We start from the raw sequence: 24,825 nt of genomic DNA on the forward strand, positions 1-24,825 counted from the left end.
GCTGCATATATTGAAATATAAAGAGAAAAACTTTACACTATTGGTAGAACCTATTATAGGAGGGAAAAAATGAGAACATCTAATCCAATGTTGAAAAAAGAGGCATTTCGTAAAGAAGGAGCAAGTGCGTCTGCCATGACAATTAGCGGAGCGGTAGGCAAAACTTTTATTATGCTGATCTTGCTTCTTGCAACGTCTGTCTATTCATACATACAGATGATGAATGGTGTAATGAAAATGCCAGTATTTATTGGTGCGTTAATTGTTGCTGCTATTATCGCATTTGCATCAATCTTTATTCCGCGTATTTCACCGATTGGTGCGCCGATTTATGCAGCGGTAGAAGGTGTTGTGTTAGGAAGTGTTTCAGCTATATACACAATGCGTTTTGGAGATTCTATCGTTTTAAATGCGGTACTACTAACTGTTTCCATTTTATTTGCAATGTTAGTGTTATATGCGACTCGCGTAGTAAAAGTAACGGATAAATTCCGCACAGGTATTATGGCTGCAACCGTTGGAATTGCGATTATGTACTTAATTGTTTTCGCATTAAATATCTTTGGTGTAACAGTTCCATATATTCACCAAGGTGGAACAATCGGTATAATCATTAGTGCGGTTGTTATTGTCGTTGCTGCATTAAATCTATTACTAGATTTCGATTTAATCGAAAATGGTGCACGCAGCGGCGCTCCAAAATATATGGAGTGGTATAGCGCAATGGGTCTAATGATGACGCTAGTATGGTTATACTTAGAAATTCTTCGCTTCGTTTCTTACTTTGCAAAGAATGATTAGTAGAAAAACCTGTACGTTTGCAAACGTACAGGTTTTTTGCTTTTCTCTTTCTAAAGCTAATGAAAGTTTGTTATGATCTAACATAGATAATCAATGGGGGAGAACTATAAATTAAAGTTTTTCGAATTAGATGCTACTTTAGTATCGATCCTCTGAAATCATTTATACAGCTGTTGAGAAGTATGCTAAAGAATCTCAAGAACAGCTAGAATTTGTAAGTAAAGTGAATTCGCTTACTTTTATCGTGCTGATATACGAATGACTCGTGGAGGGTATTCTATCTTTTACCGAGAAGCATAAATATTTCAAGAAATTCTGCATGATTGCATCATATACAATTTCTTTTTTTATTTTATTAGATTTAAAGTTATGATTTCTGAACGGAAATATATCATTTTTCATTTTTTACCTATTTTCTCTTTTTTTCTACAATGGAGAAAAAATGTGAGGTGATATATATGATGAATCGAGTTGTATTAGTTGGAAGATTAACAAAAGATCCAGAATTATACTATACAAAGCAAGGAATTCCTTATGCACGTATTTGTATTGCTGTAAATAGAGGATTTCGAAATAGTTTAGGGGAACAACAAGCAGATTATATTTATTGTGTTGTTTGGAGAAAGTCAGCTGAGAATGTATTAGAGTACTGCCGGAAAGGTTCTCTCGTTGGCATTACGGGCCGTATTCATACGAGCAATTACGAGAATGATCAAGGAAAGAGAATATATAGAACAGAAGTTGTAATTGAAAGAATTACGTTTTTAGAAAGGAAAAGAGAGATTTCAAATGGATGAAAAACAAAATGCATATGATAGAAGTGCTTGCACGATTGTATTTGATTGATCCACAGTATAAGAAGAGTTCGTAAAAATAAGCATCCTAGTAGGAGTATAGGAATAGGACATGTTACAATACAGCTAAGAACAAGCAATAAAGGAGAGTATATTTACGTGAAGATTAAAGCAATTGAACCGACGCCAAGTCCAAATACAATGAAAGTTATTTTGAATGAGGTATTACCAGCAGGAGCACGTAATAATTATACGAAAGAAAATGTAGATCAAGCTCCTGAGCAAGTACAGCATATTTTGAAAATCGAAGGTATTAAAGGTGTATACCATGTTGCTGACTTTTTAGCTGTTGAGCGAAATGCGAAGTATGATTGGAAAGTTCTTTTACAACAAGTTCGCACTGTATTTGGAGAAGAGGTAGTAGAAGACGATGAGAAAGAGCAGCTTTCTCATTTTGGAGAAGTGAAAGTATTTATTCAAATGTTTTTTTCCATTCCCATGCAGGTGAAATTAACAGATGGAACAACAGAAGAGCGAGTTGGTTTACCAGACCGATTTAAAGAAGCTATTATGAAAGTCCAAATGTCTGCTCCAAATGTTGTGAAAGAGCGAAAATGGGTAGAACAAAGTACACGCTATGGCAATTTTGAAGAAATCGGAACAGAAGTTGTCGAAGAAATTGTTGCGGCATATCCTGAAGAGCGCATAAATGAAACAGTGAAAGAGTTGTTAGATCAAGCCGGTGCAGTAGAAGTAACAATTCAAAAGCGCACGCCATATAAAGTAACGGAAGAAATGATGTCAGATCCAGATTGGAAAAAACGGTATGCTGCATTGGAACAGATGGATCCTACTGAAGACGATATCCCTGTCTTGAAGAAAGCGCTAGAAGATGAAAAAGTATCGATTCGTCGCTTAGCAACAGCCTATTTAGGAATGATTAAAGGAGAAGAGGTACTACCATTACTATATAAAGCGATGTTAGATCGTTCTGTCAGTGTACGGCGTACGGCAGGAGATTGCTTATCAGATGTAGGAGATCCAGCAGCGATGTTTGTGATGATTAAGGCATTGAAAGATCCAAGTAAGTTAGTACGTTGGCGTGCAGCGATGTTTTTATTTGAGCTTGGTGATGAAAGTGCAATACCAGCCTTGCGCGCCGCACAGGATGACCCAGAATTTGAAGTAGCGATGCAAGCGCGTCTAGCACTAGAACGCATTGAGGGTGGAGAAGAAGCGAAAGGATCTGTTTGGAAGCAAATGACGGAAGCGCGTAAAGGAGAATAATATGATAGTTTTCTATGATAGCTGGTGTCCGATGTGTACTGCGATTACAGAGCGTACAAAGAAACTTGATAGAAAGGGACGTATAACGTTTCTTTCTTTTCGTGAGAAAGAAGTAGTGAAGAAATATCAGTTATCAGAAACATTGCAACATAAGATGGAACAAAGGCTTTATGTGTGGAAAGCCGATCAGTGGTACGATGGAATCCATAGCATTTATGTAATAGCAAAGGTAGTACCATCTTATTGGCCTATTGTTCCATTCATTAAGTTATCCGTGTTGCTGAAGTTTGGAAATAAAGTATATGATTATATTGCAAATAATAGAAAGCTAGTACCGGTTGGACATTGCCGGGAAGGGATTTGTGAAATTCCTGCAAAAAAATGATAGGATTACTATCTTTCTTTTGCACCTATTATTAGACCGTGATATGATGAATTTGGAATGAAAGTTGAAGGAGAGAGAAGAAAGATGTCAAATGCATACGAAGAGTACATGCGTCAAATGGTAATTCCGATGCGTCAAGAATTAGTGCGTGCTGGATTTGAAGAATTAACAACAGAAGAAGCTGTAACAGAATATATGGAACAAGCAACAGGTACAACATTAGTTGTTGTAAACTCTGTTTGTGGCTGTGCAGCAGGTTTAGCGCGTCCATCAGCTGGTCAAGCAGTTGTGCGTTCAGAAAAACGACCTGATCATCTTGTAACTGTATTTGCAGGGCAAGATAAAGAAGCAACTGCAAAAATGCGCGAGTATTTTGGAGAGATTCCACCATCTTCACCATCTATGGCTTTATTAAAAGGAAAAGAAGTTGTTCACTTCATTCATCGCCATGAAATTGAAGGTGCAACGATGGAAGAAATTATTCATAACTTAGAACAAGCTTTTGAAAAGCATTGTTAAGGAACGGGGGAGAAGGAATTCTCCCTTTTTCTTTATATATGAGGTGAAAAGAAATGATTGTAACAACAGCAGGACGAACAAATAGAGAAATGACAGTGTATGCAAAAGAAGTAGCAAAAGAATTACAATGCCCTTTTGCTATGCGAGATGAGCTTTCGGTGCATCAATTACATAAGCAGTTTGAAGATGATGTGCTTGTCGTAGGGAAGAATCGATTAGCTATTTATCCAAACGGAACGGATGAATCATTCTTTTTTCATCCTAATTCAGCTATGTTTCGTGTGAAAAGGTTGATGAGAGGAGAGCAGGATCCATTTGTACAAGCTGCTAAGTTAGAAAAAGGAATGACAGTGTTAGACTGCACGCTTGGTATGGCATCAGATAGTATTGTCGCAAGTTATATTGTTGGAAAAGAAGGTGCTGTAACTGGAATTGAAGGGAATCGCTACATGGCCTATATTATGGATAAAGGATTAAAACAATGGTGTTCGGGTATTCCAGAAATGGATGAAGCGATGCGCCAAATTATCGTGAAGGAAAGTGAACATTTTCATTTCTTAAAGCACTGTGAAGACAATCGCTATGATGTAGTATATTTAGATCCAATGTTTGAAGAAACCATTGTGGAATCAGATGGAATCCGCGGTCTGAAACATTTTGCGTTATATCATGATATTACAGATGAAACGATTCAAGAAGCGAAGCGTGTTGCAAAGAAACGAGTTGTTTTAAAAGATCATTTTCGTAGTGAAAGATTTGAACGACATCATTTTTTTGTATATAAGCGAAAAAGTGCAAAATTTCATTTTGGTGTTATTGAAACTTGCTAATTATTTGAAAAGATGTATAATAGGCAATAATCAATTATATAGGATGTCGTAGATGAAGAGAGTAGTCCTTCTTCAGAAGGGAAGCGAGCTAGGGATGGTGTGAGCCTAGTACGGAGAAGAGGATGAAGCGCACTTCGGAGACGCTGCTTGAAGCGAATAGTAGGGTAAGCCGGGGTTCCCTGTCCTCGTTATAAACGGGAAAGTGGTTCAAATTGAACAACAAGGGTGGTACCACGGGTGATAACTCGTCTCTTTTTTAGAGGCGAGTTTTTTGTGGTTTTAATAAAAGGAGGGGTAATGTATGGAATACAAAAAACAATTTGCAAAAGCACTAGTAAACAGTTTACATGCCGGATTGTCATTAGAAGAAATTATGGCTTTAATCGAAACGCCAAAGCAAGACGAATTTGGGGATGCAGCATTTCCATGTTTTACGCTCGCAAAACAATATAAAAAAGCACCAGCACAAATTGCTAAGGAAATTGCTTCAGAATTAAAAGGGTCATTTTTCAAAAAAGTAGAGGCGGTGGGACCGTATGTAAATATATTTTATAATCGTTCTGTCGTAAGTAATCATATATTGAAAACCATTTTAGCTGAAAAAGAAAAATATGGGCAACATCATTTTGGACAGGAAAAGACAGTTGTAATTGATTATTCTTCTCCAAATATCGCAAAACCATTTTCTATGGGACATTTACGTTCAACAATGATTGGAAATGCTTTAAAACATATTGCTGAAAAATGTGGTTATGAAGTTGTCGGTATTAACTATATTGGTGATTGGGGAACGCAATTTGGAAAGCTTATTACCGCATATAAAAAGTGGGGAAATAAGGATCTTGTCAAAGAAGATCCAATTCGTGAATTATTTCAGTTATACGTTCAATTTCATGAGGAAGTAAAAGAAAACCCAGAGTTAGAAGAGGAGGGACGTATTTGGTTTAAAAAGTTAGAAGATAATGATGAAGAAGCAGTCTTTTTATGGAACTGGTTTCGCCATGAATCATTAAAAGAATTTTCTCGCATTTATGAACTTCTTGGAGTAGAATTTGAAAATTTTCAAGGAGAGGCTTTTTACAACGATAAGATGGATGAATTTGTTGAAATGCTAGAGGAGAAAGGGATATTAGAGGAATCAGATGGAGCGCAAGTTGTGAATTTAGATGAAGAGAATATGCCGCCATGTTTAATTAGAAAATCTGACGGGGCGACTCTTTATGCTACACGTGATTTAACAGCAGCTTTATATCGTCAAAATACATACGGATTTGATAAGGCGCTTTATGTAGTAGGGGCGGAACAAAGCTTACATTTCGCACAATTTTTTACCGTATTAAAACAATTAGGCTACACATGGGTTGAGGGGATGCAGCATGTGCCGTTTGGTCTTATTTTAAAAGACGGTAAGAAAATGTCTACACGTAAGGGGAAAGTAGTATTACTAGAAGAAGTACTAGAAGAAGCAATCGCACTTGCTCAGCAACATATTGAGGAGAAAAATCCAAGTTTAAAGCAGAAAGCAGAAGTTGCGAAACAAGTTGGTGTAGGGGCAATCATTTTCCATGATTTGAAAAACGAACGTATGCACAATATTGAATTTTCATTAGAGAAAATGTTGAAGTTCGAAGGGGAAACAGGTCCATATGTTCAATATACACATGCACGTGCTTGCTCGATTTTAAGAAAAGAACATGTAGAATTTGAAACAGCAACATTTGCATTAAATGACGATTACAGTTGGAACACATTGAAATTATTAAATCAATTCCCACAAGTGATTGAAACAGCTTTCACAAAAAATGAACCCTCTCATATTACAAAGTATATATTAGATGTAGCACAGGCGTTTAATAAATACTATGGAAATGTACGTATTTTAGAAGATGATCATGAGAAAGAAAGCAGACTTGCACTTGTGTATGCGGTAACGATTGTATTAAAAGAGGGCTTGCGTTTACTTGGAATTGGTGCGCCAGAAGAGATGTGAAAGGAGATAAGGGGTTCAGATAAAATATATAGAATGAGGATATAAATGAATAGGGGAAGAAGTTGCGAATTCAGTTGCATTCAGCTAGTTAAATCGCATAATGAGTGGAAGGTTCCATATTTATTGTTGCTTCTTTAGAATAGGGTAAAATGTAAGAAAGGTTGAAACCATAGTCAAATTCGTGTATTTTGGCTATGGTTTTTTGCGTTAATATTTGATTGGGCAGATTCATTGAGTCTTTAGTTTCTTATTTCACGAAAAAATATTGAGAAAATATTACTTTTTCTTTTTATAAGATCATTATAAAGGTAATGGAATTACTTTTATAGAATTACTCGTACATTCTGATTTTATTAGGGAGAGTGATTCTATTGATGAATAAGAAAGTGATAGCGCTCGCGGCGGTTATACCTCTTGTGTTAGGGACGGTATCTACAGCTTCGGCAGTGGAGAAAGAACAAGTAAGCCTAGAAAAGTATTCCCCTAAAGAAAAGGCAATAGAATATTTGAAAGAAAATGCAGCGCATTATGCGTTGAAGGAAGATCTATCAGATTTACGATATATTTCAACAACTGAAACGCCAGTAGCCTCATATGTGAGATTTCAACAAGTCGTAAATGATGCTCCTGTATTTTCACGACAAATAACGGTGACAATAAATAGGGCAGGACAAAGTGTATTAGTAGTTTCTGATTACCAGCCTGTTCAAAGGGTGAAAGAAATAAAGAAAAAGATGAGTGAGCAAGAAGCTGAACAAAAGTCAAAATCATATGTATCTGGTGCTGAAAATGAAAGTAATTTATGGGCACCAACGACGAAAGAATTTGGATATATCATTGAAGAGGGAGTTGCTATACCGGTATATAAAGTTGTTGTCCATTCTAATAAACCATTTGGTGCTTGGGAAACATTGATTGATGCTGGAAGTGGAAAGCTATTAAAAAAGGTGGATATAAACCGTAAAGTAGAGGGAACGGGTAAAGTATTTTTGCCAAATCCAGTCGTATCAAATGGTAGCTTAACAGGCTTGAAAGATAACAATGATAAAGATTCAGTAGAATTAAATAATCAATTGAAAACGGTTATTTTAAAAGGTTTAGATGGAACGGGTTTTTTAATTGGTGATTATGTAACAATTTCTTCTAAGGCAAAAACAAAATCTACAAATTTTCAATTCAATTACACACGTTCTCATGATAGTTTTGAAGATGTCATGGCATATTATCATATTGATACTTTGCAACGTTATATTCAAGGGTTGGGCTTTCAAAATATTAACAATCGCTCCATTAAAGTGAATGTAAATGGAACAACGGCTGATAACTCTTTTTATTCTCCCTCAACGAAAGCTTTAACATTTGGAACAGGTGGAGTAGATGATGCAGAGGATGCCGGAATTATTGCACATGAATATGGACACTCTATCCAAGATAATCAAGTTCCAGGGTTCGGAAGTTCCTTAGAAGGCGGAGCAATGGGGGAAGGGTTTGGTGATTTCTTAGGTGCGACGTATGAAGATGCTGTATCGACGACAGAATATGGGAAAGCTTGTGTTGGAGAATGGGATGCAACAGCTTATTCGAGCTCTGATCCAACATGTCTTCGTCGGTTAGATAATAATAAAGTATATCCAAAAGATATACAAAATGAAGTACATGCAGACGGAGAAATTTGGGCGCAAGGAGAGTATGAAATGGCGCAAGCCTTTGGGCGTGATGTAGCGACAAAAATCATTTTACAATCCCATTGGTCTTTGACACCAAATGCGACATTTCATGATGGAGCACGAGCAATTAAACAAGCGGATGCGCTTCTTTATGGGGGACAACATGCTGCAGAAATTGATCGAATTTGGATAGCAAGAGGAATTCGTACAAATTAAGAATAAAAAAGAGTAGTAATCTAGTTCCATTTCTGCCTTTTTTATGAAGAGATATGAAGTATTGTTAGGAAAGAGCGATATAAAAGATTTTAGAAGTAGATGGAACTTTACGTACAGCGTGCATATTTGAAAACATTTTTTCGACAAAAAATATATAAATCTTATTGACAGTTTGAAATATAATCGATATAATTTGTATTAATTTAAAAAAGAAATTATATTCAGAATATTGAAGTGCGTTGAATAGGAGTAGTAAGGTCAAGTATTTGTGCAGAGAGCTATGGGTTGGTGTGACATAGTCAAATAACATCCTGAACTCGCCTAGGAGCAATAAGGTGGAACGGAAATCTAATTCTTAGTAAATCTTAACGGTTAACCTTCGATAACAGGTTTGTAATCATACGATTGCTACTAAGGTGGATTCATAATGGAATCAAAAAGAGTGGTACCGCGTTAAGTAAATGGCTTAGCGTCTCTTGATAAAAAGAGATGTTAGGCCATTTTTTATTATAGAGAAGAAAATGGAGGTTGCTTTTAGATTGGTCAATGAAATTTGGTTATTAATATAAAGTGATTTGGGAGGGGAAAGAAGATGAAACAGACGGAGCAATGGACGTCAAAGTTAGGATTTATAATGGCAGCAGCAGGTTCTGCTATTGGGTTAGGAGCGATATGGAAGTTTCCTTATATAGCTGGAAAGAGCGGAGGGGGTGCATTCTTTTTAATTTTTATATTATTCACGGTATTGATTGGGCTCCCTTTATTAGTAGCGGAATTTATGATTGGTCGTAGTACGCAAAAACAGGCAATTGGTGCATTTCAAAGCATTGCACCAAACACGGGATGGCACTGGATTGGTCGCCTTGGTGTTGGTACTTGTTTTATTCTACTTTCTTTTTACAGTGTTGTTGGTGGGTGGGTATTAATCTATTTATTTAGAGGGGTGACGGGACAACTTATTACTTCGCAACAAAATTATAGTTCGCTATTTACAGAAACAATTGGGAACCCTGCTTGGGCCATTGCTGGTCATTTTGTTTTTATGTTTATTACGATTTGGGTTGTATCAAAAGGGGTACAAAATGGGATTGAAAAAGCAAGTAAGTATATGTTACCAGCGCTTTTTATTTTATTTATTGCTTTAATTATTCGATCTTTAACACTTGATGATGCAATGAAAGGAGTTACATTCTTTCTACAGCCTGATTTTTCAAAAGTTACATCCGAAAGTATTTTGTTTGCGATGGGACAATCATTTTTTGCGATTAGTATTGGTATTTCTATTATGATTACGTATAGCTCCTATTTAAATAAAAAAGAAAGCTTGCCAAAATCGGCGATAACAATTGTTGGGTTAAACTTATTTGTTTCTCTTTTTGCTGGGCTTGCTATTTTTCCTGCTGTATTTTCACTAGGAATGGAACCAGCTGAAGGACCAGGGTTACTATTTATCGTATTGCCATCTGTGTTTAGTCAAATTCCATTTGGAAGTTTTTTCTTAACAGTATTTCTTGCATTATTTACATTTGCAACGTTAACTTCGGCGTTCTCTTTACTAGAAACAGTTGTTTCAGCTGTAGCGAATGGTAAGCAAGAAAAAAGAAAGAAATTATCTTGGATGATTGGAGGGGCTATTTTCCTAGTCGGTATACCGTCAGCACTGTCGTTTGGAGTATGGAGCGATATCACAATTGGTAATAAGAATATTTTTGATGCAGTAGATTTTTTATCTAGTAACATTTTAATGCCGCTAGGTGCATTATTAATTAGTATTTTTGTATCATTTAAAATGGGGAAAAAGGTGCTGGAAGCCGAGTTCTTTGTTGGTGGGAATTATACGAAAGGATTATTTACTTGTTGGATATTTTTACTTCGATTTGTTGCACCAGTTGCAATTGTCATTGTCTTTTTGAATGTAATTGGAATTATTTAACTTGGTGTGTTTAAAAATTCAGTTAATAATGCGATTTAATGCTTTCTCTAAATGTAAAAAGGGGGAATGCAAGGTGAAACATAAACATCCTTTCTTTCCAAAAGGGAAGCAAATGAATATTAGAGGGAAATTATTATATGTTGAAATATACGGTTCTTCTGAGAATAGGCCCATTTTATATTTACATGGAGGGCCTGGAGAGATGTGTTTTGATTTTACGTATCATCAAGCGCATAGACTACAAGATTCGTTTCAACTGATTGCGATTGATCAACGCGGGGCAGGACGTTCAGCGAAAATTGAAAAACAAGAACAATTTGGCTTACAAGATATCATTGAGGATTGTGAAGAATTGAGGGAAATGTTGCAGATTGAGAAATGGTCTGTTATTGGACATTCATTTGGCGGCTTTCTAGCATTGTTATACGCAACGTTATACCCGCAATCTATTCAAAAAATTATTTTTGAAGGACCTACTTTTGATTTTTCTTTAACAAGTAGATCTTTATTAAAAAAGACGGGTGCTCTGTTAATCAAGTACGGCAAGGAAAAGATAGGGAAAGAATGTATAGCTATTTCGGAAAGTGATATAAATTCAGCTGAATTATTAGAAGCGTATGTAAAGTTAAGCAATGAATTAGGAGAGAAAAGAATGGAAATATATGATTATGGGGAGGATGAAACAGACTATAGTCTGTATAGTGAAGTAGAATGGGAGCAGTTTTATAAGCGCTCTGAGATTCATTTTGCCAGATTGAAAGAAGAAGGTACATTTCATACATCATTGCTATCAAAATTAAAAACTGTAAAAAATCCTATGTTACTTATGGTAGGAAAGTATGATGTAGTAACTTGTGAAAAGCAAGTGCAAGCATTTCATCAGAATGCACAAAATGGACAAGTCATTGTTTTGGAAGAATGTGGTCATACACCGCATTATGAAAAGGCAGATTTATTTGCGGCGGCTGTTACTAACTTTTTAAAGTAAGAAAAGGTGCTTCTTATATTTGGAAGCACCTTTTTGTGTGTGCTCAGCATACGTCTATTCTCTAGGGTTCTGGTGCAAAAACTTTAAAATATTTGGAAGTAATCTCCTGAAATTTTACATACTGATACTAGTATTCTAAAAAAAAAGACGTGATGATCAGTATGGAAAAGTAAAATCTATTCAAGTGGAAACGATATCAACCTGATATTATCTTATTAATGGTAAGATGGTATCTACGGTACAACTTAAGTTTTCGTAGTTAAGAAGATTACTTCTAAAAACAAAAAGAAGAAGACCATCCGTAAGCCGCCTTTCGAGTACTAATATTTACTTCAATCTGTCACGAATTGTTTTTTAAAGCGCATTGATATTATAATCTGGGCTATTGCGAACAGTGCGCTTCTTAGTTCCGATTTCTAGGTAAAGGATACCTGTATTCATAGGAGATATGCCGAATGGATTTTGAATGATATCAAAGTCTACACTTTTAATACCCTTGTATTTGGTATGTATTACTTGATTGCGAGATACTATCACCCAGAGTATGGTATATTCATTTCAGTAGACTCTGGATCTGGGTGATGAGGATAATCCAGTCACACAAATGGTTATACGTATGCAGAACTCGGGTGAACATTAGGTTTTATATCTAAAAAACTGTAGACAAACTCGATTTTCATCGAGTTTGTCTACAGTCTGAGAGCAATTAAGAAAATGAATCTTTTTTAGTATATCAGTTGCTAATAAAAGTTCTGATTTTCTCAATATTATCACAAATTATATTTGCAAATATTGAGAAAATTCAGTTAAGTATTGCGGTTTAATAATCTGAATAGTATACTCAATTATGCAAGGATAACTTGTACTACATAATGAAGGTGGTGGGAATAATGAAAAAGATGAACATTAAAAAAGTAGCTGTAATCAAATCTGTAACTTTACCACGATAATTTCACAAGCAAGATGAGGGTGTCCCGAAAGTTATGGGACACCCTTTTTGGATACTATATATACGTGAGTAGTATTATAAATAAACTTATATATGGTATTTTGTTTGGTAGAAAGTATCCTTTTGGAACAACTTCATTTTGTTTAATAATAATTCGGAATACTATATTAATAAAAGGAGGAATAAAAATGTTACAAAATACTAGTAAACCTAGAATCAAATTGATTCATCAAGTTCTTTATTTAAATGGTCGTGTACGGATTGGTGGTGGCTCTCAACATGCTATTGAAATTGAAGATCCCAATCAATATTTTAAACCATTAATTAAATTGTTAAATGGAAGTTATACAATAGAAGAAATTTCTCATCAGTTGAGTGAGACTTTTTCATATGAAGAAATTATAGATAGTATCAATCTTCTTGCAGAAAATGGTTACATAGAAGATATGAATATATCTCCAAATGAATCTCTTTCTGAAAATGATTTAGAACGATATTCAGTTAATATTAATTTTTTTAATACTCTATCTCATTCGAAAGGAATGAATGGGTATGACTATCAAGCAGTTTTAAAAGATAGCAAAGTTTTAGTTTTCGGCTTAGGCGGAATAGGTTCAAATATTTGTATGGCACTTACTGAATTGGGAGTGGGACATATTACAGCAGTTGATTTTGATCAAATCGCACTAAGTAATTTGAATAGACAAGTTTTATATTCTACATCTACTGTTGGAGAATTAAAAACAAAGATGGCAAAGAAACGTATTATGGATTTTAATCCAGATATTAAGTTTGATGTTATAGATTGTAAAGTTTCTTCATTAAATAATGTAGAGGACATAATTCATCAAGTAAATCCTGATTTTGTATTTTGTTTAGCTGATAAACCAAATGGTTATATTGACTTTTGGATAAATGAAGTTTGTGTAAAAAAAGAAATTCCAATGGTGGGAGCAAGTATTGGATGTTCAATTGGAACGGCTTATTCAGTCACACCTAATTGTTCTTGTTATCAATGTAGAATTAATCATGATCTTATAAATTCTCCAGAACTTGTAGAAGAATTAGAGTATATAAGAAACAATGAAGTAAATTCACCAAATGGAGCTCTAGGTCCTTCGTGTATGTTCTTTGCATATTATTTATCATATGAATATTTACGTTATACGCTAAAGTTGGGTTCATTGCTTACGGAAAATAAATTGTTTGAAATTAATTTCACTACATTTGAACAAAAATATCATGATATGCCTAAACTTTCTGATTGTTCGATATGTAATCTCAAACCATTAACGTTGAAATAGAAAAGGAGCAAACAAAAGTGAAAAATGATAGCAGCTTCACCAAATCTTTGTTTTTGAATCGCTCATTTATTGCAATATTTTTTAGTCAAGCTTGTGTTTACTTGGGAGATCAATTTTTAATTGTTGCATTAAGCTGGACAGTTGCACAAGAAATGGGCGGTTTTTCATTAGGATTAGTATTAGCGGCTTGGTCAATTCCGAGAGGAATTCTTCTATTTATTGGTGGAGTATTCGCTGATCGATATGAGCGTAAGAAAATGGGAATGATTATTGCTGGATCTGTAAGTTTAGTAGCTTTATTGATAGCATGCTTAATCATTAATGAATGGTTTTACTTACCTTTATGGATAGGGACAGCGATAATTTTAGGAACGCTAGATGCACTTAGGTTACCTCTTGGTGCTAGCCTAGTACCATTAGTTTTACCAAAAGCTGAAATTATAAATGCTAACCGTTGGATTCAGTTGTTAGAGTACGGTTCTTTAAGTGCAGGAGCTGCAATTGCTGGAATTGTTGTAGCTTCTGTAGGATCAATGGGAGCCTTCATCATTATAGGATGCTTATTTATTGTAAGTATTATCTTCTTTTCACTTTTACCTACCCTTCCACCAAACAGAGAAACCCAGGAAAATATGGTACAAGATTTAAAAGAGGGATTTAAATGGGTTATTAGTGAAAGACGTTTAAGAGTATTACTACCAACATTTGCATTAGCTAATTTATTTGTATTAGGCATATACTCTGTAGGAATTGTACTTTTTGCTAAAAATATTGCAGGAAATGGAGCGCAAAATTTAGGATTTATGTCTAGTAGTTTCGGTATAGGGTTAGTAGTAGGAATTTTAATATTACCAGTAGTTCCAAAGAAAGTAGCAAATTCTCTTGCGGGCTTATTCATGTTGTTCTTGTTAAGTGATATTTCTTTAGCTTTAATTGGATTGGGTGGAAATCTGCTTGCAGCTTGTGGCTTTTACTTTCTAAGTGGATTATTTGCTGGTCCTGCATCAACATTATACAGAAGTTCTCTTCAACTCTTTACTCCAGATCACTTACTTGGTCGGGTGAATAGCATTGCTCGTGGAATTTCTTTTGGATTGGAGCCAGTTTCTACATCTATTATTGGAGCCTTATCTTCTATCTTATCTGCAGGAACACTTATTATTGTTGGTGGGTTCGCAGCAGCAACAGTGGACACTCTGGGAGTTTTAACTGGCAGATTAGTTGAAAAGAAAGATAATGCAAAAGAGGAGTTTTCCGAAACAATCAATTAAATAGGGGGAGGAAAGGAGCAGACGGGAGTTTTTCCCGTCTAATTTATATTATGAATATAGATGAAAAGCTTAAAGATATATCTGTTATGAAAGGATAGAGACAACCTAAAGTATTAAATCACTTTAAGGATAAAATTGTAGATGAATGGTATTGGTTAAGAGAGAAAGATAACCCTAATGTTATGTCAATTCTAAGAAGAGAAAATTATATTTTTCAAAGCTTTATAAAAGAGAATGGACTTTATAATGCAGTATATGAAAAGATTTCTAGTCATAATCAAAATCATAATTCAACTATTGGACTTCAGAAGAAGACGCATGTCATACATCATTGCTATCAAAATTAAAAACTGTAAAAAATCCTATGTTACTTATGGTAGGAAAGTATGATGTAGTAACTTGTGAAAAGCAAGTGCAAGCATTTCATCAGAATGTATAAAACGGAAAAGTCATTGTTTTGGAAGAATGTGGTCATACACCGCATTATGAAAAGGCAGATTTATTTGCGGCGGCTGTTACTTACTTTTTAAAGTAAGAAAAAGGTGCTTCCAAATATGAGAAGCACCTTTTTGTTTAATGCATGAATTCAATAATCCATAATATCCAATATGCTCCCGGTACGAATAAAAGCTGTGCTAACAATGTACCAAGCAGTCGAGAAATCATAAGCCAACCATACATTTTACTCATCATCTCTGCACCATTTTCTGATTGAAGGGCGCGTTCTGTTAAAAGAGCGATACGTGGGTCTAATAGTACGGTTAATAAAATAGTAGCAAATCCATTCACAAGGCCAGAAGCTGTACTAGCATTTGTTGCATACGTTGGATTTAAAAAAGATGCATATAAAGCAGACAGAACACCAGCTGTATAAATGGCGGTTGCAAACATATTAATGAGCATAATGCGTTTTGGAATTCCCCCAATACGCATACGGTGAATCATTTCAAATTTTGGAAAACGAACATACTTTTTTGTGTATTTTAGCTTTTGTATATTATTTGTTTTCATCATTCGTATAAATGAGCCATCCGCTTCAAAGTTTTGAATCACATATCCAAATAATTTCGTTAATGTTGGATATAAAATGATAGCAAGTAATGTCCCAAAAGAAGCGGATAATAGAACGAGGCGAATCACCTTTTCTAAATCAATTGAAGAATCAAGTTTAGCCTGATCTACAATTCCGCCTATTAAAAAAGCTTGCAGTAAGTTAGAAGTTCGAGAGATGAGCAAAACCATACCCACTACAGATAATGCAACAGCGATTTTCTTTAAACGAACACCAGCAAGTCGAATGCTGTATGAGCTTGTTTCAACTGCATGAATAATAATTGTAAAAATGATTATAAAAATGAGCGTAATTGACATCTATTTCACCATTTTTTCTGTTAAATTAATACCATCATATAGGAATGTCTATACTTTAAAAGTAAGGATAGATGATGGATCAGTATTTAAAAAGTGAGAGGAAGAGAACTTTTATTTTATCATATAACATATTTGTAGTGTTTGTATATTTCCTATATATAAAATAGTATGAAAGATGTCGAAGAATTGCAGGTGATATGTATAAAGGGAAATATATGATGCAAATTCGTTTAAAGGGATTTTTCTATATAGAATCGAATACTAATTAGTATATTTTTCTATTAGGAACATTTTGTAGCAAAGTAGGAAGGGAGTGTGATTTGATAAAGATTTATCAATAAAAGATTGAATTTTCAGTTAAATACAAAGGTATAGTAGGAGTTAGTTATTTTAATTATGTTTGTTCTTTATCCTGGTTATTCTGTTAGATCATTTGCACTGATTTTCGCCTTATTTGCTATCTTTTCCGCAATAACATTTTATCCTTTAACAAGAATCTACTAATATATAAATCAAGATTGTTTAGTAAGAGGAAATATAGGGTTCGAAAAATTTCACATCATAAATGATGAATCAATGAAAAAGAGGTGAGACATTTGCAAGAAGTAGCGGAATTTCGGATGCCAAAGATTGTTTTATACGGAAGAAATTCGCTTGAAAAATTAGGGGGACAAGCTAGTAAATTAGGAAGGAAGGCTTTTATTATTAGCGATTTTATTATGGGAAAACTCGGCTATATAGATGTATGTATAGAGCAGCTAAAAGCAAATAAGATAGAAGTCGTTACGTATAATAATGTAAATGCTGAACCGACAAATGTGCATGTGTCAGAAGCATTAAGGATTTGTAGAGAGGAAAAATGTGACGTTATTATTGGGCTTGGCGGCGGGAGTTGTATTGATGCAGCAAAAGCTGTAGCTGTTTTAGCCACAAATGGAGGTAAGATTGAAGATTACGTACAAAATTATGTAAGTATAAAACGTGAATCGTTGCCACTTATTGCGATTCCAACAACATCTGGCACTGGTTCTGAAGTAACAAGTGTTACTGTTATTACAAATAAAAAAACAGATGTGAAGATGATGATTAAGCATCCAAACTTTATACCACAAGTAGCGATTATTGATCCGGAATTAACACGCTCTGTACCATCTCATATTACGGCAGCAACAGGAATAGATGCGTTATGTCATGCAATGGAGGCTTATATATCTCGATTTTCACAACCGCTTACAGATGTGCTTGCACTTTCAGCGATGAAAAGTATTATGAAATATTTGCGCATTGTTTATGAAGATGGCAATCATATGGAAGCTAGAGAAGCGATGATGATTGCATCATTACAAGCTGGGATTGCCTTTTCAAATGCTTCAGTTACATTAGTTCATGGAATGTCCCGTCCGCTTGGAGCATTGTTTCATGTGCCTCATGGGATATCGAATGCAATGTTATTACCGGCTGTTTTAGATTTCACAAAAGTTTGTGCTATTAAGCGTTTTGCAGACATCGGGCGACATATAAATGCAGAGTTACGTTCGTATTCTGATGAAGAAGCTGCAAATCATATCATTTTGGAAATAAAGAAACTTTGCTTTGATCTTCATATTCCTAATTTAAGAGGGTATGGGATTGATCAAGCTGAATTTATGAATGCCCTTTCAAAAATGGCAAAAGATGCATTAGCTAGCGGAAGTCCGAGTAATCACCCACGTATTCCATCCTACGATGAAGTGAAGAAATTATATCAAATCTCTTTTGATTACCAATATGACCCACTGGTTAGTAGTTCTTGAAAAATCTGAAAATTTTTAAAATATTTCCGTGGAAATGAAAAAGGAGGGAGAAGATGGAATTAGTTATTATTTTATTAGCACTCGGTATGCTTATGTTTGTTGCTTATCGTGGGTTTTCAGTTATATTATTTGCACCAATTTGTGCATTATTTGCCGTATTATTAACCGAACCGAGCCATGTACTTCCTTTTTTCTCTAATGTTTTTATGGAGAAAATGGTTGGCTTTATTAAGTTATATTTTCCAGTTTTTTTGCTTGGAGCAATTTTTGGAAAAGTAGTAGAAATGTCTGGTATTGCTGAATCTATTGCAAAGACAATTATTCAATTTGTTGGTGTGAAACGTTCCATGCTTGCCATTGTTCTTATGGGAGCAATCTTGACATATAGTGGGGTTAGCGTATTTGTAGTTGCATTTGCAGTCTATCCATTTGCAGCGAATTTATTTCGTGAAGCAAACATACCAAAACGATTAATACCAGGAACAATTGCTCTTGGAGCTATTACGTTTACAATGGATGCTCTTCCAGGAACACCACAAATTCAAAATGTGATTCCAACTACATTTTTTAAAACAGATATTTATGCTGCACCCGTTCTTGGGACAATCGGAGCAATTTTTGTTTTTGTGGTCGGTATGCTTTACTTGGAAAGACGGTGCAAACAAGCTGCTAAAAATGGAGAAGGATATGATGGATTGGGAGATGGAGCTCCAGAAATGGCAGCTAGTTTAGAACCTAAACAAAATATAAAAACAGCCATTCAAGTTTCTGAAATTACGCCTCTTCGACAAGTGCTTGCATTTGTTCCACTTATATTAGTAGGAGTCATGAATAAATTTTTTACAGCATGGATCCCGATATGGTATCCAAAAGGTTTTGATTTTACAATGATAGGATTAAAAGATTTTGGTAAAGTAGAACTTTCGGCTGTATTAGGAGTCTGGTCTGTGGAATTAGCTTTATTAATTGGAATTGTTACAACGATTATTTTAAATTGGAAACGTTTAGTTACAGGATTCCAAGCTGGTTTAAACGCAAGTATTGGCGGTGCATTACTTGCAGCTATGAACACAGGTGCCGAATACGGATTTGGCGGCGTGATTGCAGCTCTTCCAGGGTTTGGAATGATTAGGGATGGAATTTCGACAACATTTACGAATCCACTTGTGAATGGAGCTGTTACGACAAATGTTCTTGCTGGAATTACTGGATCAGCATCAGGGGGAATGGGAATTGCATTAAGTGCGATGGCAGAAAAGTACATGGCAGCAGCTGAGCAATATCATATTCCTTTTGAAGTTATGCATAGAGTCATCTCAATGGCAGCAGGAGGTATGGATACATTACCTCATAATGGAGCAGTTATTACATTATTGGCAGTAACGGGATTGACGCATAAACAATCTTATCGCGATATTTTTGCTATCACGATTATTAAAACATTAGCTGTTTTTGTAGTGATTGGTATTTATCGTTTAACTGGAATTGTATAATAAAAAGGATTTATTTATTATTCTTGAAATGTTATTTATTATATTAAAATTACACAATAAAAATAAAATATAATAATTTAAATGTGTGTAATAAAAATAGTCTCTCAAGAGGGGGGAAATGGAAATATAGTTTTATGTAATGGAAATTCGATAATAATGTTATGTAAACTATATAATTATATATATGGAAAACATTCAGAAAATACTTTATAATGTAAGGGGTTACAAAAAAGGGAGATATAAATGTTTTCACTTCGGCCTATCGCTTTTGTACAAAATGAAAGAAAGATGATAAAGGATGACGATTGGGGAAAAACAAAATCTACCATTATATTAACAGACTTCTTTTCTGAAGAAAGTATACAGGGGATTGAGAGTTTTTCACATATTGAGATTATCTTCTATTTTCATAAAGTAAAGGATGACCAAATTCAATATGCAGCAAGGCATCCACGTAATAATAAGAAGTATCCAAAAGTAGGTATTTTTGCACAACGCGGGAAAAATCGACCGAATCGATTAGGGACTACAATTGTCAAATTCGTAAGAAAAGAAGGAAAAATAGTAGTAGTTGAGGGCCTAGATGCGATTGATGGGACTCCTATATTGGATATAAAGCCTGTTATGCAGGAATTTATCCCGCATGAAAAAATCATTCAGCCTAAGTGGGCGACGGATATTATGAAAGAATATTGGAAAGGAAGCGGAGAAAAATGAAAATATATGAAGCGACAATTGCAGATTTAGACGGGGTAGCAGAACTCTTTAATAATTATCGTATGTTTTATGGACAAGAATCCAATGTGGAGGAAGCAAAATCTTTTTTACGAAATCGGATGAAAGGAAAAGAATCTGTCATTTTTGTCGCAGTTGAAAACGGAGAATATCTTGCCTTTACACAGTTATATCCTTCTTTTTCATCCATTTCAATGAAGCGACTATGGATTTTAAATGATTTATTTGTCCAAGCTCATAAACGCGGAGCAGGTATTGGCAAAAAACTATTAGATGAAGCGAGAAAATTCGCGTTAGAACATGGCGCAAAAGGTTTAAAATTACAGACAGAAATGAATAATTTCTCGGCGCAACGATTATATGCGGAAAATGGATATTTACGAGATAATCGTTATTTTCATTATGAATTAACATTTTAAAATTGTATATATAGTTAAGAAGCTCAGCGTACAAAAAATTGTAAGTTGAGCTTTATTTATTGAAATAAGTATATATTTATGATTGGTTGAGAATCCACGTTACAGCGTCTTCAAAATTGATCGCAATGTAATTTGGTGTAATATGTGCCCACTTCTCACGATATGTGTGCAAAGCATCATATCCAGCTCCAGTTTGTACTAAAATCGTTTTCGCGTGAACATTTGCACCTGCGACGATATCCGTCCAACGATCACCAATCACGATACATTTTGTTAAGTCTAAATTATGTTTTTTGGCTGCTTGTAGAAGCATGCCAGTACTTGGTTTACGGCATGTGCATCCATCATTATGTCTATGGGGACAAAGATAAATATCATCAAAACCAAATGCGGTGAGTTCTTGAATGAAATCTTCAGTAGTTGCTTTTCCTTCAGCGATGCCTGGTTGGTTTGTAAAAGAAAATAATTTAATATTTTGACTTTTAAGTGCGTGTAAACATTTTTGTGCAAATGGAAATAAAGTAAAAGCACCAGGGTAGCGTACTGTATGATCGCCACCAATTGTTCCATCACGATCGATAAAGATAGCTTGAATATGTTTCATCATGATTATTCCTTTCGAATCGTAATTTAAAAATGTTTCACAAAGCGATATCCATTTATCTCATATCCTAATTTTTTATAAAATGGATGAGCATTTGTTCTTTGAGTACCACTGACAAGCCAGGTTCCAATACAGTTATGCTCTTTGGCTAATTGCTCAGCATACGCCATTAAAATTTGTCCGATTCCTTTTCTTCGTGATGTGGAATCAACACTAATAATGGAAATTTCTCCATAGCGTGTGACATCCTCCAAATTCTCTCGTATGCGAAACCCGAAGAAACCGTGTATTTTATTATCTTCTTCATACACATATAGGAAATCAAATGGACTGAACTTAACAAATTCTAATCTAGTTTGCATATCTTTGTGAGAAATAGTTGAGCCTTTTAGCTCTTTTGTTAGTGAACAGAGTGATGGAATATCATTTATGTTTGCTTCTCGAATTTGAAATGCCATACAATCAACTCCTTGATTTATAACTATAAACTCCATATATTCTATTAAATAATGATTTTTCCTTCTTGTAGAACAATAATGATTAAAATAGATGTATAAAGTGATGTTTTAATAGAGAATGTGTTATGATTTTCTTAAGTTTATTGAAGTGAGAAAGAAGGGGAAATATTTGTTACAAGTTAATATTCGTTCAGCTGGATATGAAACAGATGAAAAAATAATCCGTAATATAGCTTTTTCGATGAAACAAGGTGAGTTAGTTGCACTGATTGGTGCAAATGGAGCTGGGAAAAGTACAACGATAAAATCGATTCTAGGTTTGCTTACCAATATGGAGGGTGAAATATCATTTGGAAAAAAGAATAATCCATATGCATATGTACCAGAACAGCCAACCTATTATGATTATTTAACACTTTGGGAACATATTGAACTATTAATGGCTGCACGTGGCTGTGAAGTCGGAAGCTGGGAAGAGAAGGCAAACGAATTACTACATACGTTTCGGATGGAAGAACACAAGCATGAATATTTATCTAAGTTTTCAAAGGGGATGAAGCAAAAATCAATGCTTATTCTTGCGTTTTTAACAGAGCCAGACTTTTATATCATTGATGAACCGTTTATCGGTTTAGATCCAGTCGCAACAAAAGAGTTTTTAAACTTTTTATATAAAGAAAAAGAGCGCGGCGTTGGAATTTTACTCTGTACACACGTACTAGATACAGCAGAAAGAATTTGTGAAAGATTTCTTCTTATTTCACAAGGTACTTTAGTAGCAGATGGTCATTTAGAAGCAATTCAAGCATTAGCAGAAATGCCAGGAAGTCCACTATTAGATTGTTTTGATGCGATTGTAAGGCGGGAACAACATGATAAAAGAACAATTTAAGAAACGATTATATAGCGAATTGCATAGAAAATGGAAATCGATACGCTCTGTGACAGATTGGACAGTTGCATTATATTTAATTATTCCAGCATTTATATTTTGTGGAATCTATTATCGGTCGCTATGGACAAGAGAAATAGCAATGGAAGAGACTACTTATTTTCTGCTTGGTGTATTTATGTTTTATTGCATTATCTATTCGAGAGGAGTACGATCGTTTTTGGAACGGGCGGATTGTTTATTTTTTATTCAATATCCAGTACATATGCAAAAATTAATGCGATATGGCATGTTATATACGTTTGTTCGGATTAGTATAACAAATGTTATCTTAATCATATTTATGTTACCGCTATGTATGAAAAATATAGGAGCATCACCTTTACAAATTGTATTAGTATGGGGATTTTGTACTGTTTTTCGATTTATGTTGTCATTATTAGTACGGTATATAAATGTATGTATTGGGAAACGATGGGGCTTATGGATGGTTAGTAGTTTGCTATTTTTTATTTGTTTCATTTATCTTGGATGCGGCATATTTTTTATTTTAAAAAGCGCTGTTTATTCCATTATATTTATTATAGTACCAGTTTTGATTAGCGTAGCATGCATAAAACAAAAAGCGAATTATAAGAAGTACTTTTTTAAAGAAATTGAGAAAGAAAAGGAAGAAAGTATGCGCTGGACGAGGGGAATTATGCAAGTTGGCGGGCATGTGACAAATCCGAGCAGTTCGAGCAAAAAGCCGTGGTTGTTTCCTCGTTCTAAAAAATTTTTAGGAAAAGAATCTGATGCACGTATTGTAGAATCTTTTTTAAAAGAATTTTTTCGTACCGGAAGTTCTTTGAGGTTTTATGGGCAGATTGTTTTTATAAGTACAATTAGTATAATGAGAACACCGTGGTGGATTACAATCATCATTCTTATCTTTGCATTGTTTGCTATTTTGCATTACTCACATGATTATTGGCATGAATTTACGAAGAAAATGTTTCTTCATTTATACTGTGAAGAGGGCAAAGTATTATTGCTAAAATGGAGAGCGACGCAGTATTTATTGCTTCCAGCAATTTTGATTTATGCAACAGTGGTCCTTGCTCAATTTTATCTATTACCAGCAATTGTTGTAGGAATTTTAATTGCCGTCATCGTAGGTTGGATTCTATTTTTGCCATAGAAAAAGAGCCGAAAACGGCTCTTTTAGTCTGTAATGGACTGATAGATAAAATATAGTAGAATGACAATACTAATGCCGGAGTATATGACGTCTAGAGTCATTACATCCCCTCCTAGTTGTTGTTATATATAGTGTATGAAATCTTACAATTCCATATTCAATTGAAGCTTATAGAGATGCCAATAAATTTATAAAGTGCAAAAATTAAAATCATTTTGTATAATGGAAGAAATAATCGTTATATAAATGGTAATGAGTAAAAGGGGAGGGAATGAAGATGCCAAATTGGGTTAGAAAAACGTTAGTCGTATTAATCACTGTATTTACATTTGGTTTAGTGACGCCTCCTTCCATTTTGCTTGACAATACAAAAGCAGCGGACAAGCCTACTAGGCAACAAAATTTGGAGCAAACGTCCTATACATATAAAGAAAATGATGAACGGCTAACACCAGAATCTTTTATTACTTATGCGATGAAAGAAGCTGAAAAACAATCTATGCAAAAGTTTGGTTCTAAAATTGGACCTGTAATTGAAGATGAGTTTAAAGAGATTATTTTACCTAAAATAGAGGAAGCGATTGCTAACCTTGCACACGATGTACCGGAAGAGTCATTGCAATCGTTAGCAATTTCACAAAAACCAGCTGGTGGAAATAACGAAAAGATTTTTCATGTGTATGATACGAAAACAGGAACTGACTTATTACGATTCCATGTAAGACGTGATCATCCACCGCAAGATGGATATTATTTCAACTTCCATTATCATCGTTTTGATGATGGGTATATAGCGCATCATGAGTTAGGGGATATTTATTGGAATACAAATATGCCGCCCAAATGGCTATCATAAGAAAGAGTGAGGGAAACCACCCTTGCTCTTTTTTGTGTTTACATATATGAAAATAACAGGGAAACATATAGTAGCGGTGAATACCTTTAT

The 24,825-nt window shown here is 34.7% G+C and carries 22 protein-coding genes, 5 pseudogenes and 2 other annotated features; of the genes and pseudogenes, 23 read left to right on the forward strand and 4 right to left on the reverse strand.

All coding sequences use genetic code 11. The features are described from left to right. Window positions 1–69 precede the first annotated feature (69 nt). From MR059_RS05295 to MR059_RS05345, 11 genes and pseudogenes are all read left to right on the forward strand, one after another. A complete protein-coding gene (locus MR059_RS05295) occupies window positions 70–801 on the forward strand; it encodes a Bax inhibitor-1/YccA family protein (RefSeq protein WP_012094098.1) in 732 nt (243 codons plus the stop codon). A gap of 458 nt (window positions 802–1,259) precedes the next feature. After that, window positions 1,260–1,598 carry a single-stranded DNA-binding protein gene (locus MR059_RS05300; RefSeq protein WP_041809657.1) on the forward strand — a complete coding sequence of 113 codons (339 nt, stop codon included), beginning with the start codon at window positions 1,260–1,262 and terminating at the stop codon, window positions 1,596–1,598. A gap of 156 nt (window positions 1,599–1,754) precedes the next feature. Then, entirely contained in the window at window positions 1,755–2,882 is a 1,128-nt protein-coding gene (locus MR059_RS05305) for a conserved virulence factor C family protein (protein ID WP_048722873.1), read from the forward strand. 1 nt (window position 2,883) lies between these two features. Next, window positions 2,884–3,267, forward strand: a complete 384-nt coding sequence (locus MR059_RS05310) for a thiol-disulfide oxidoreductase DCC family protein (protein WP_012094101.1) — start codon at window positions 2,884–2,886, stop codon at window positions 3,265–3,267. 84 nt (window positions 3,268–3,351) lie between these two features. Further along, a complete protein-coding gene (locus MR059_RS05315) occupies window positions 3,352–3,786 on the forward strand; it encodes a BrxA/BrxB family bacilliredoxin (RefSeq protein ID WP_012094102.1) in 435 nt (144 codons plus the stop codon). 53 nt (window positions 3,787–3,839) lie between these two features. Further along, a complete protein-coding gene (locus MR059_RS05320; RefSeq protein ID WP_087094853.1) occupies window positions 3,840–4,616 on the forward strand; it encodes a class I SAM-dependent methyltransferase in 777 nt (258 codons plus the stop codon). A 40-nt stretch (window positions 4,617–4,656) separates the two neighbouring features. Further along, window positions 4,657–4,872: a binding site (T-box leader), on the forward strand. A gap of 45 nt (window positions 4,873–4,917) precedes the next feature. After that, a complete protein-coding gene (gene argS, locus MR059_RS05325; protein WP_087094854.1) occupies window positions 4,918–6,606 on the forward strand; it encodes an arginine--tRNA ligase in 1,689 nt (562 codons plus the stop codon). A 371-nt stretch (window positions 6,607–6,977) separates the two neighbouring features. Next, the gene (locus MR059_RS05330) at window positions 6,978–8,489 is read left to right on the forward strand and encodes a M36 family metallopeptidase (RefSeq protein WP_041809660.1); all 1,512 of its coding nucleotides are present in this window, start codon (window positions 6,978–6,980) and stop codon (window positions 8,487–8,489) included. Window positions 8,490–8,719: 230 nt separating this feature from the next. Further along, window positions 8,720–8,969, forward strand: a binding site (T-box leader). Window positions 8,970–9,081: 112 nt separating this feature from the next. Continuing rightward, window positions 9,082–10,422, forward strand: a complete 1,341-nt coding sequence (locus tag MR059_RS05335; protein WP_012094107.1) for a sodium-dependent transporter — start codon at window positions 9,082–9,084, stop codon at window positions 10,420–10,422. 112 nt (window positions 10,423–10,534) lie between these two features. Further along, on the forward strand, window positions 10,535–11,410 hold the full coding sequence (locus tag MR059_RS05340) for an alpha/beta fold hydrolase (protein WP_012094108.1): 876 nt from the start codon (window positions 10,535–10,537) through the stop codon (window positions 11,408–11,410). Between the two features lie 152 nt (window positions 11,411–11,562). Next, window positions 11,563–11,667, forward strand: a pseudogene (locus MR059_RS05345) (IS6 family transposase); the annotation flags it as partial. A 97-nt stretch (window positions 11,668–11,764) separates the two neighbouring features. On the opposite strand, the pseudogene MR059_RS22450 reads toward MR059_RS05345, so the two are convergent. After that, window positions 11,765–11,914: pseudogene (locus tag MR059_RS22450) on the reverse strand (PH domain-containing protein); the annotation flags it as partial. On the opposite strand from MR059_RS22450, the pseudogene MR059_RS22190 reads away from it, so the two are divergent. From MR059_RS22190 to MR059_RS05360, 5 genes and pseudogenes are all read left to right on the forward strand, one after another. After that, window positions 11,915–12,034, forward strand: a pseudogene (locus tag MR059_RS22190) (RHS repeat-associated core domain-containing protein); the annotation flags it as partial. Window positions 12,035–12,547: 513 nt separating this feature from the next. After that, entirely contained in the window at window positions 12,548–13,663 is a 1,116-nt protein-coding gene (locus MR059_RS05350) for a HesA/MoeB/ThiF family protein (protein WP_012094109.1), read from the forward strand. A 17-nt stretch (window positions 13,664–13,680) separates the two neighbouring features. Further along, window positions 13,681–14,934: an MFS transporter gene (locus MR059_RS05355; protein WP_012094110.1), complete on the forward strand. Its 1,254-nt coding sequence runs from the start codon at window positions 13,681–13,683 to the stop codon at window positions 14,932–14,934. Window positions 14,935–15,056: 122 nt separating this feature from the next. Next, window positions 15,057–15,281: pseudogene (locus MR059_RS22195) on the forward strand (hypothetical protein); the annotation flags it as partial. After that, window positions 15,245–15,469 (forward strand): annotated as a pseudogene (locus MR059_RS05360) (alpha/beta fold hydrolase); the annotation flags it as partial. The pseudogenes MR059_RS22195 and MR059_RS05360, both read left to right, overlap by 37 nt. Window positions 15,470–15,507: 38 nt before the next feature. On the opposite strand, the gene MR059_RS05365 reads toward MR059_RS05360, so the two are convergent. Next, window positions 15,508–16,305, reverse strand: a complete 798-nt coding sequence (locus MR059_RS05365) for a lipid II flippase family protein (RefSeq protein WP_012094112.1) — start codon at window positions 16,303–16,305, stop codon at window positions 15,508–15,510. Window positions 16,306–16,892: 587 nt separating this feature from the next. Here MR059_RS05365 and MR059_RS05370 point away from each other — a divergent pair. The 4 genes from MR059_RS05370 to MR059_RS05385 all read left to right on the forward strand — a co-directional run bounded on the left by MR059_RS05370 (window position 16,893) and on the right by MR059_RS05385 (window position 20,745). Then, window positions 16,893–18,098 (forward strand): iron-containing alcohol dehydrogenase, encoded by a 1,206-nt coding sequence (locus tag MR059_RS05370; protein ID WP_041809664.1) that lies wholly within the window; start codon window positions 16,893–16,895, stop codon window positions 18,096–18,098. Window positions 18,099–18,151: 53 nt separating this feature from the next. Beyond that, window positions 18,152–19,591, forward strand: coding sequence for a GntP family permease (locus MR059_RS05375; RefSeq protein WP_012094114.1), 1,440 nt, complete (start codon window positions 18,152–18,154; stop codon window positions 19,589–19,591). Window positions 19,592–19,834: 243 nt separating this feature from the next. Continuing rightward, the gene (locus MR059_RS05380) at window positions 19,835–20,308 is read left to right on the forward strand and encodes an SAM-dependent methyltransferase (protein WP_012094115.1); all 474 of its coding nucleotides are present in this window, start codon (window positions 19,835–19,837) and stop codon (window positions 20,306–20,308) included. Beyond that, window positions 20,305–20,745 (forward strand): GNAT family N-acetyltransferase, encoded by a 441-nt coding sequence (locus tag MR059_RS05385; RefSeq protein ID WP_012094116.1) that lies wholly within the window; start codon window positions 20,305–20,307, stop codon window positions 20,743–20,745. The genes MR059_RS05380 and MR059_RS05385 overlap by 4 nt, the downstream gene beginning before the upstream one ends. A gap of 76 nt (window positions 20,746–20,821) precedes the next feature. Here the strand turns inward: MR059_RS05385 and MR059_RS05390 are convergent, their stop codons facing one another. Beyond that, on the reverse strand, window positions 20,822–21,349 hold the full coding sequence (locus tag MR059_RS05390) for an HAD-IIIA family hydrolase (RefSeq protein ID WP_041809666.1): 528 nt from the start codon (window positions 21,347–21,349) through the stop codon (window positions 20,822–20,824). 26 nt (window positions 21,350–21,375) lie between these two features. Next, complete coding sequence (locus tag MR059_RS05395) at window positions 21,376–21,807, reverse strand: GNAT family N-acetyltransferase (protein ID WP_012094118.1); 432 nt, start codon at window positions 21,805–21,807, stop codon at window positions 21,376–21,378. 169 nt (window positions 21,808–21,976) lie between these two features. Here MR059_RS05395 and MR059_RS05400 point away from each other — a divergent pair, with 169 nt between their 5' ends. The 3 genes from MR059_RS05400 to MR059_RS05410 all read left to right on the forward strand — a co-directional run bounded on the left by MR059_RS05400 (window position 21,977) and on the right by MR059_RS05410 (window position 24,735). Then, the gene (locus tag MR059_RS05400) at window positions 21,977–22,699 is read left to right on the forward strand and encodes an ABC transporter ATP-binding protein (RefSeq protein WP_041809669.1); all 723 of its coding nucleotides are present in this window, start codon (window positions 21,977–21,979) and stop codon (window positions 22,697–22,699) included. Next, entirely contained in the window at window positions 22,680–23,879 is a 1,200-nt protein-coding gene (locus MR059_RS05405; protein ID WP_012094120.1) for an ABC transporter permease, read from the forward strand. The genes MR059_RS05400 and MR059_RS05405 overlap by 20 nt, the downstream gene beginning before the upstream one ends. A gap of 277 nt (window positions 23,880–24,156) precedes the next feature. Continuing rightward, complete coding sequence (locus tag MR059_RS05410) at window positions 24,157–24,735, forward strand: YpjP family protein (protein ID WP_012094121.1); 579 nt, start codon at window positions 24,157–24,159, stop codon at window positions 24,733–24,735. Window positions 24,736–24,825 lie beyond the last annotated feature (90 nt).

Source organism: Bacillus cereus group sp. BfR-BA-01522, from assembly GCF_022662635.1.
GTDB classification, from domain to species: Bacteria; Bacillota; Bacilli; order Bacillales; family Bacillaceae_G; genus Bacillus_A; species Bacillus_A cytotoxicus.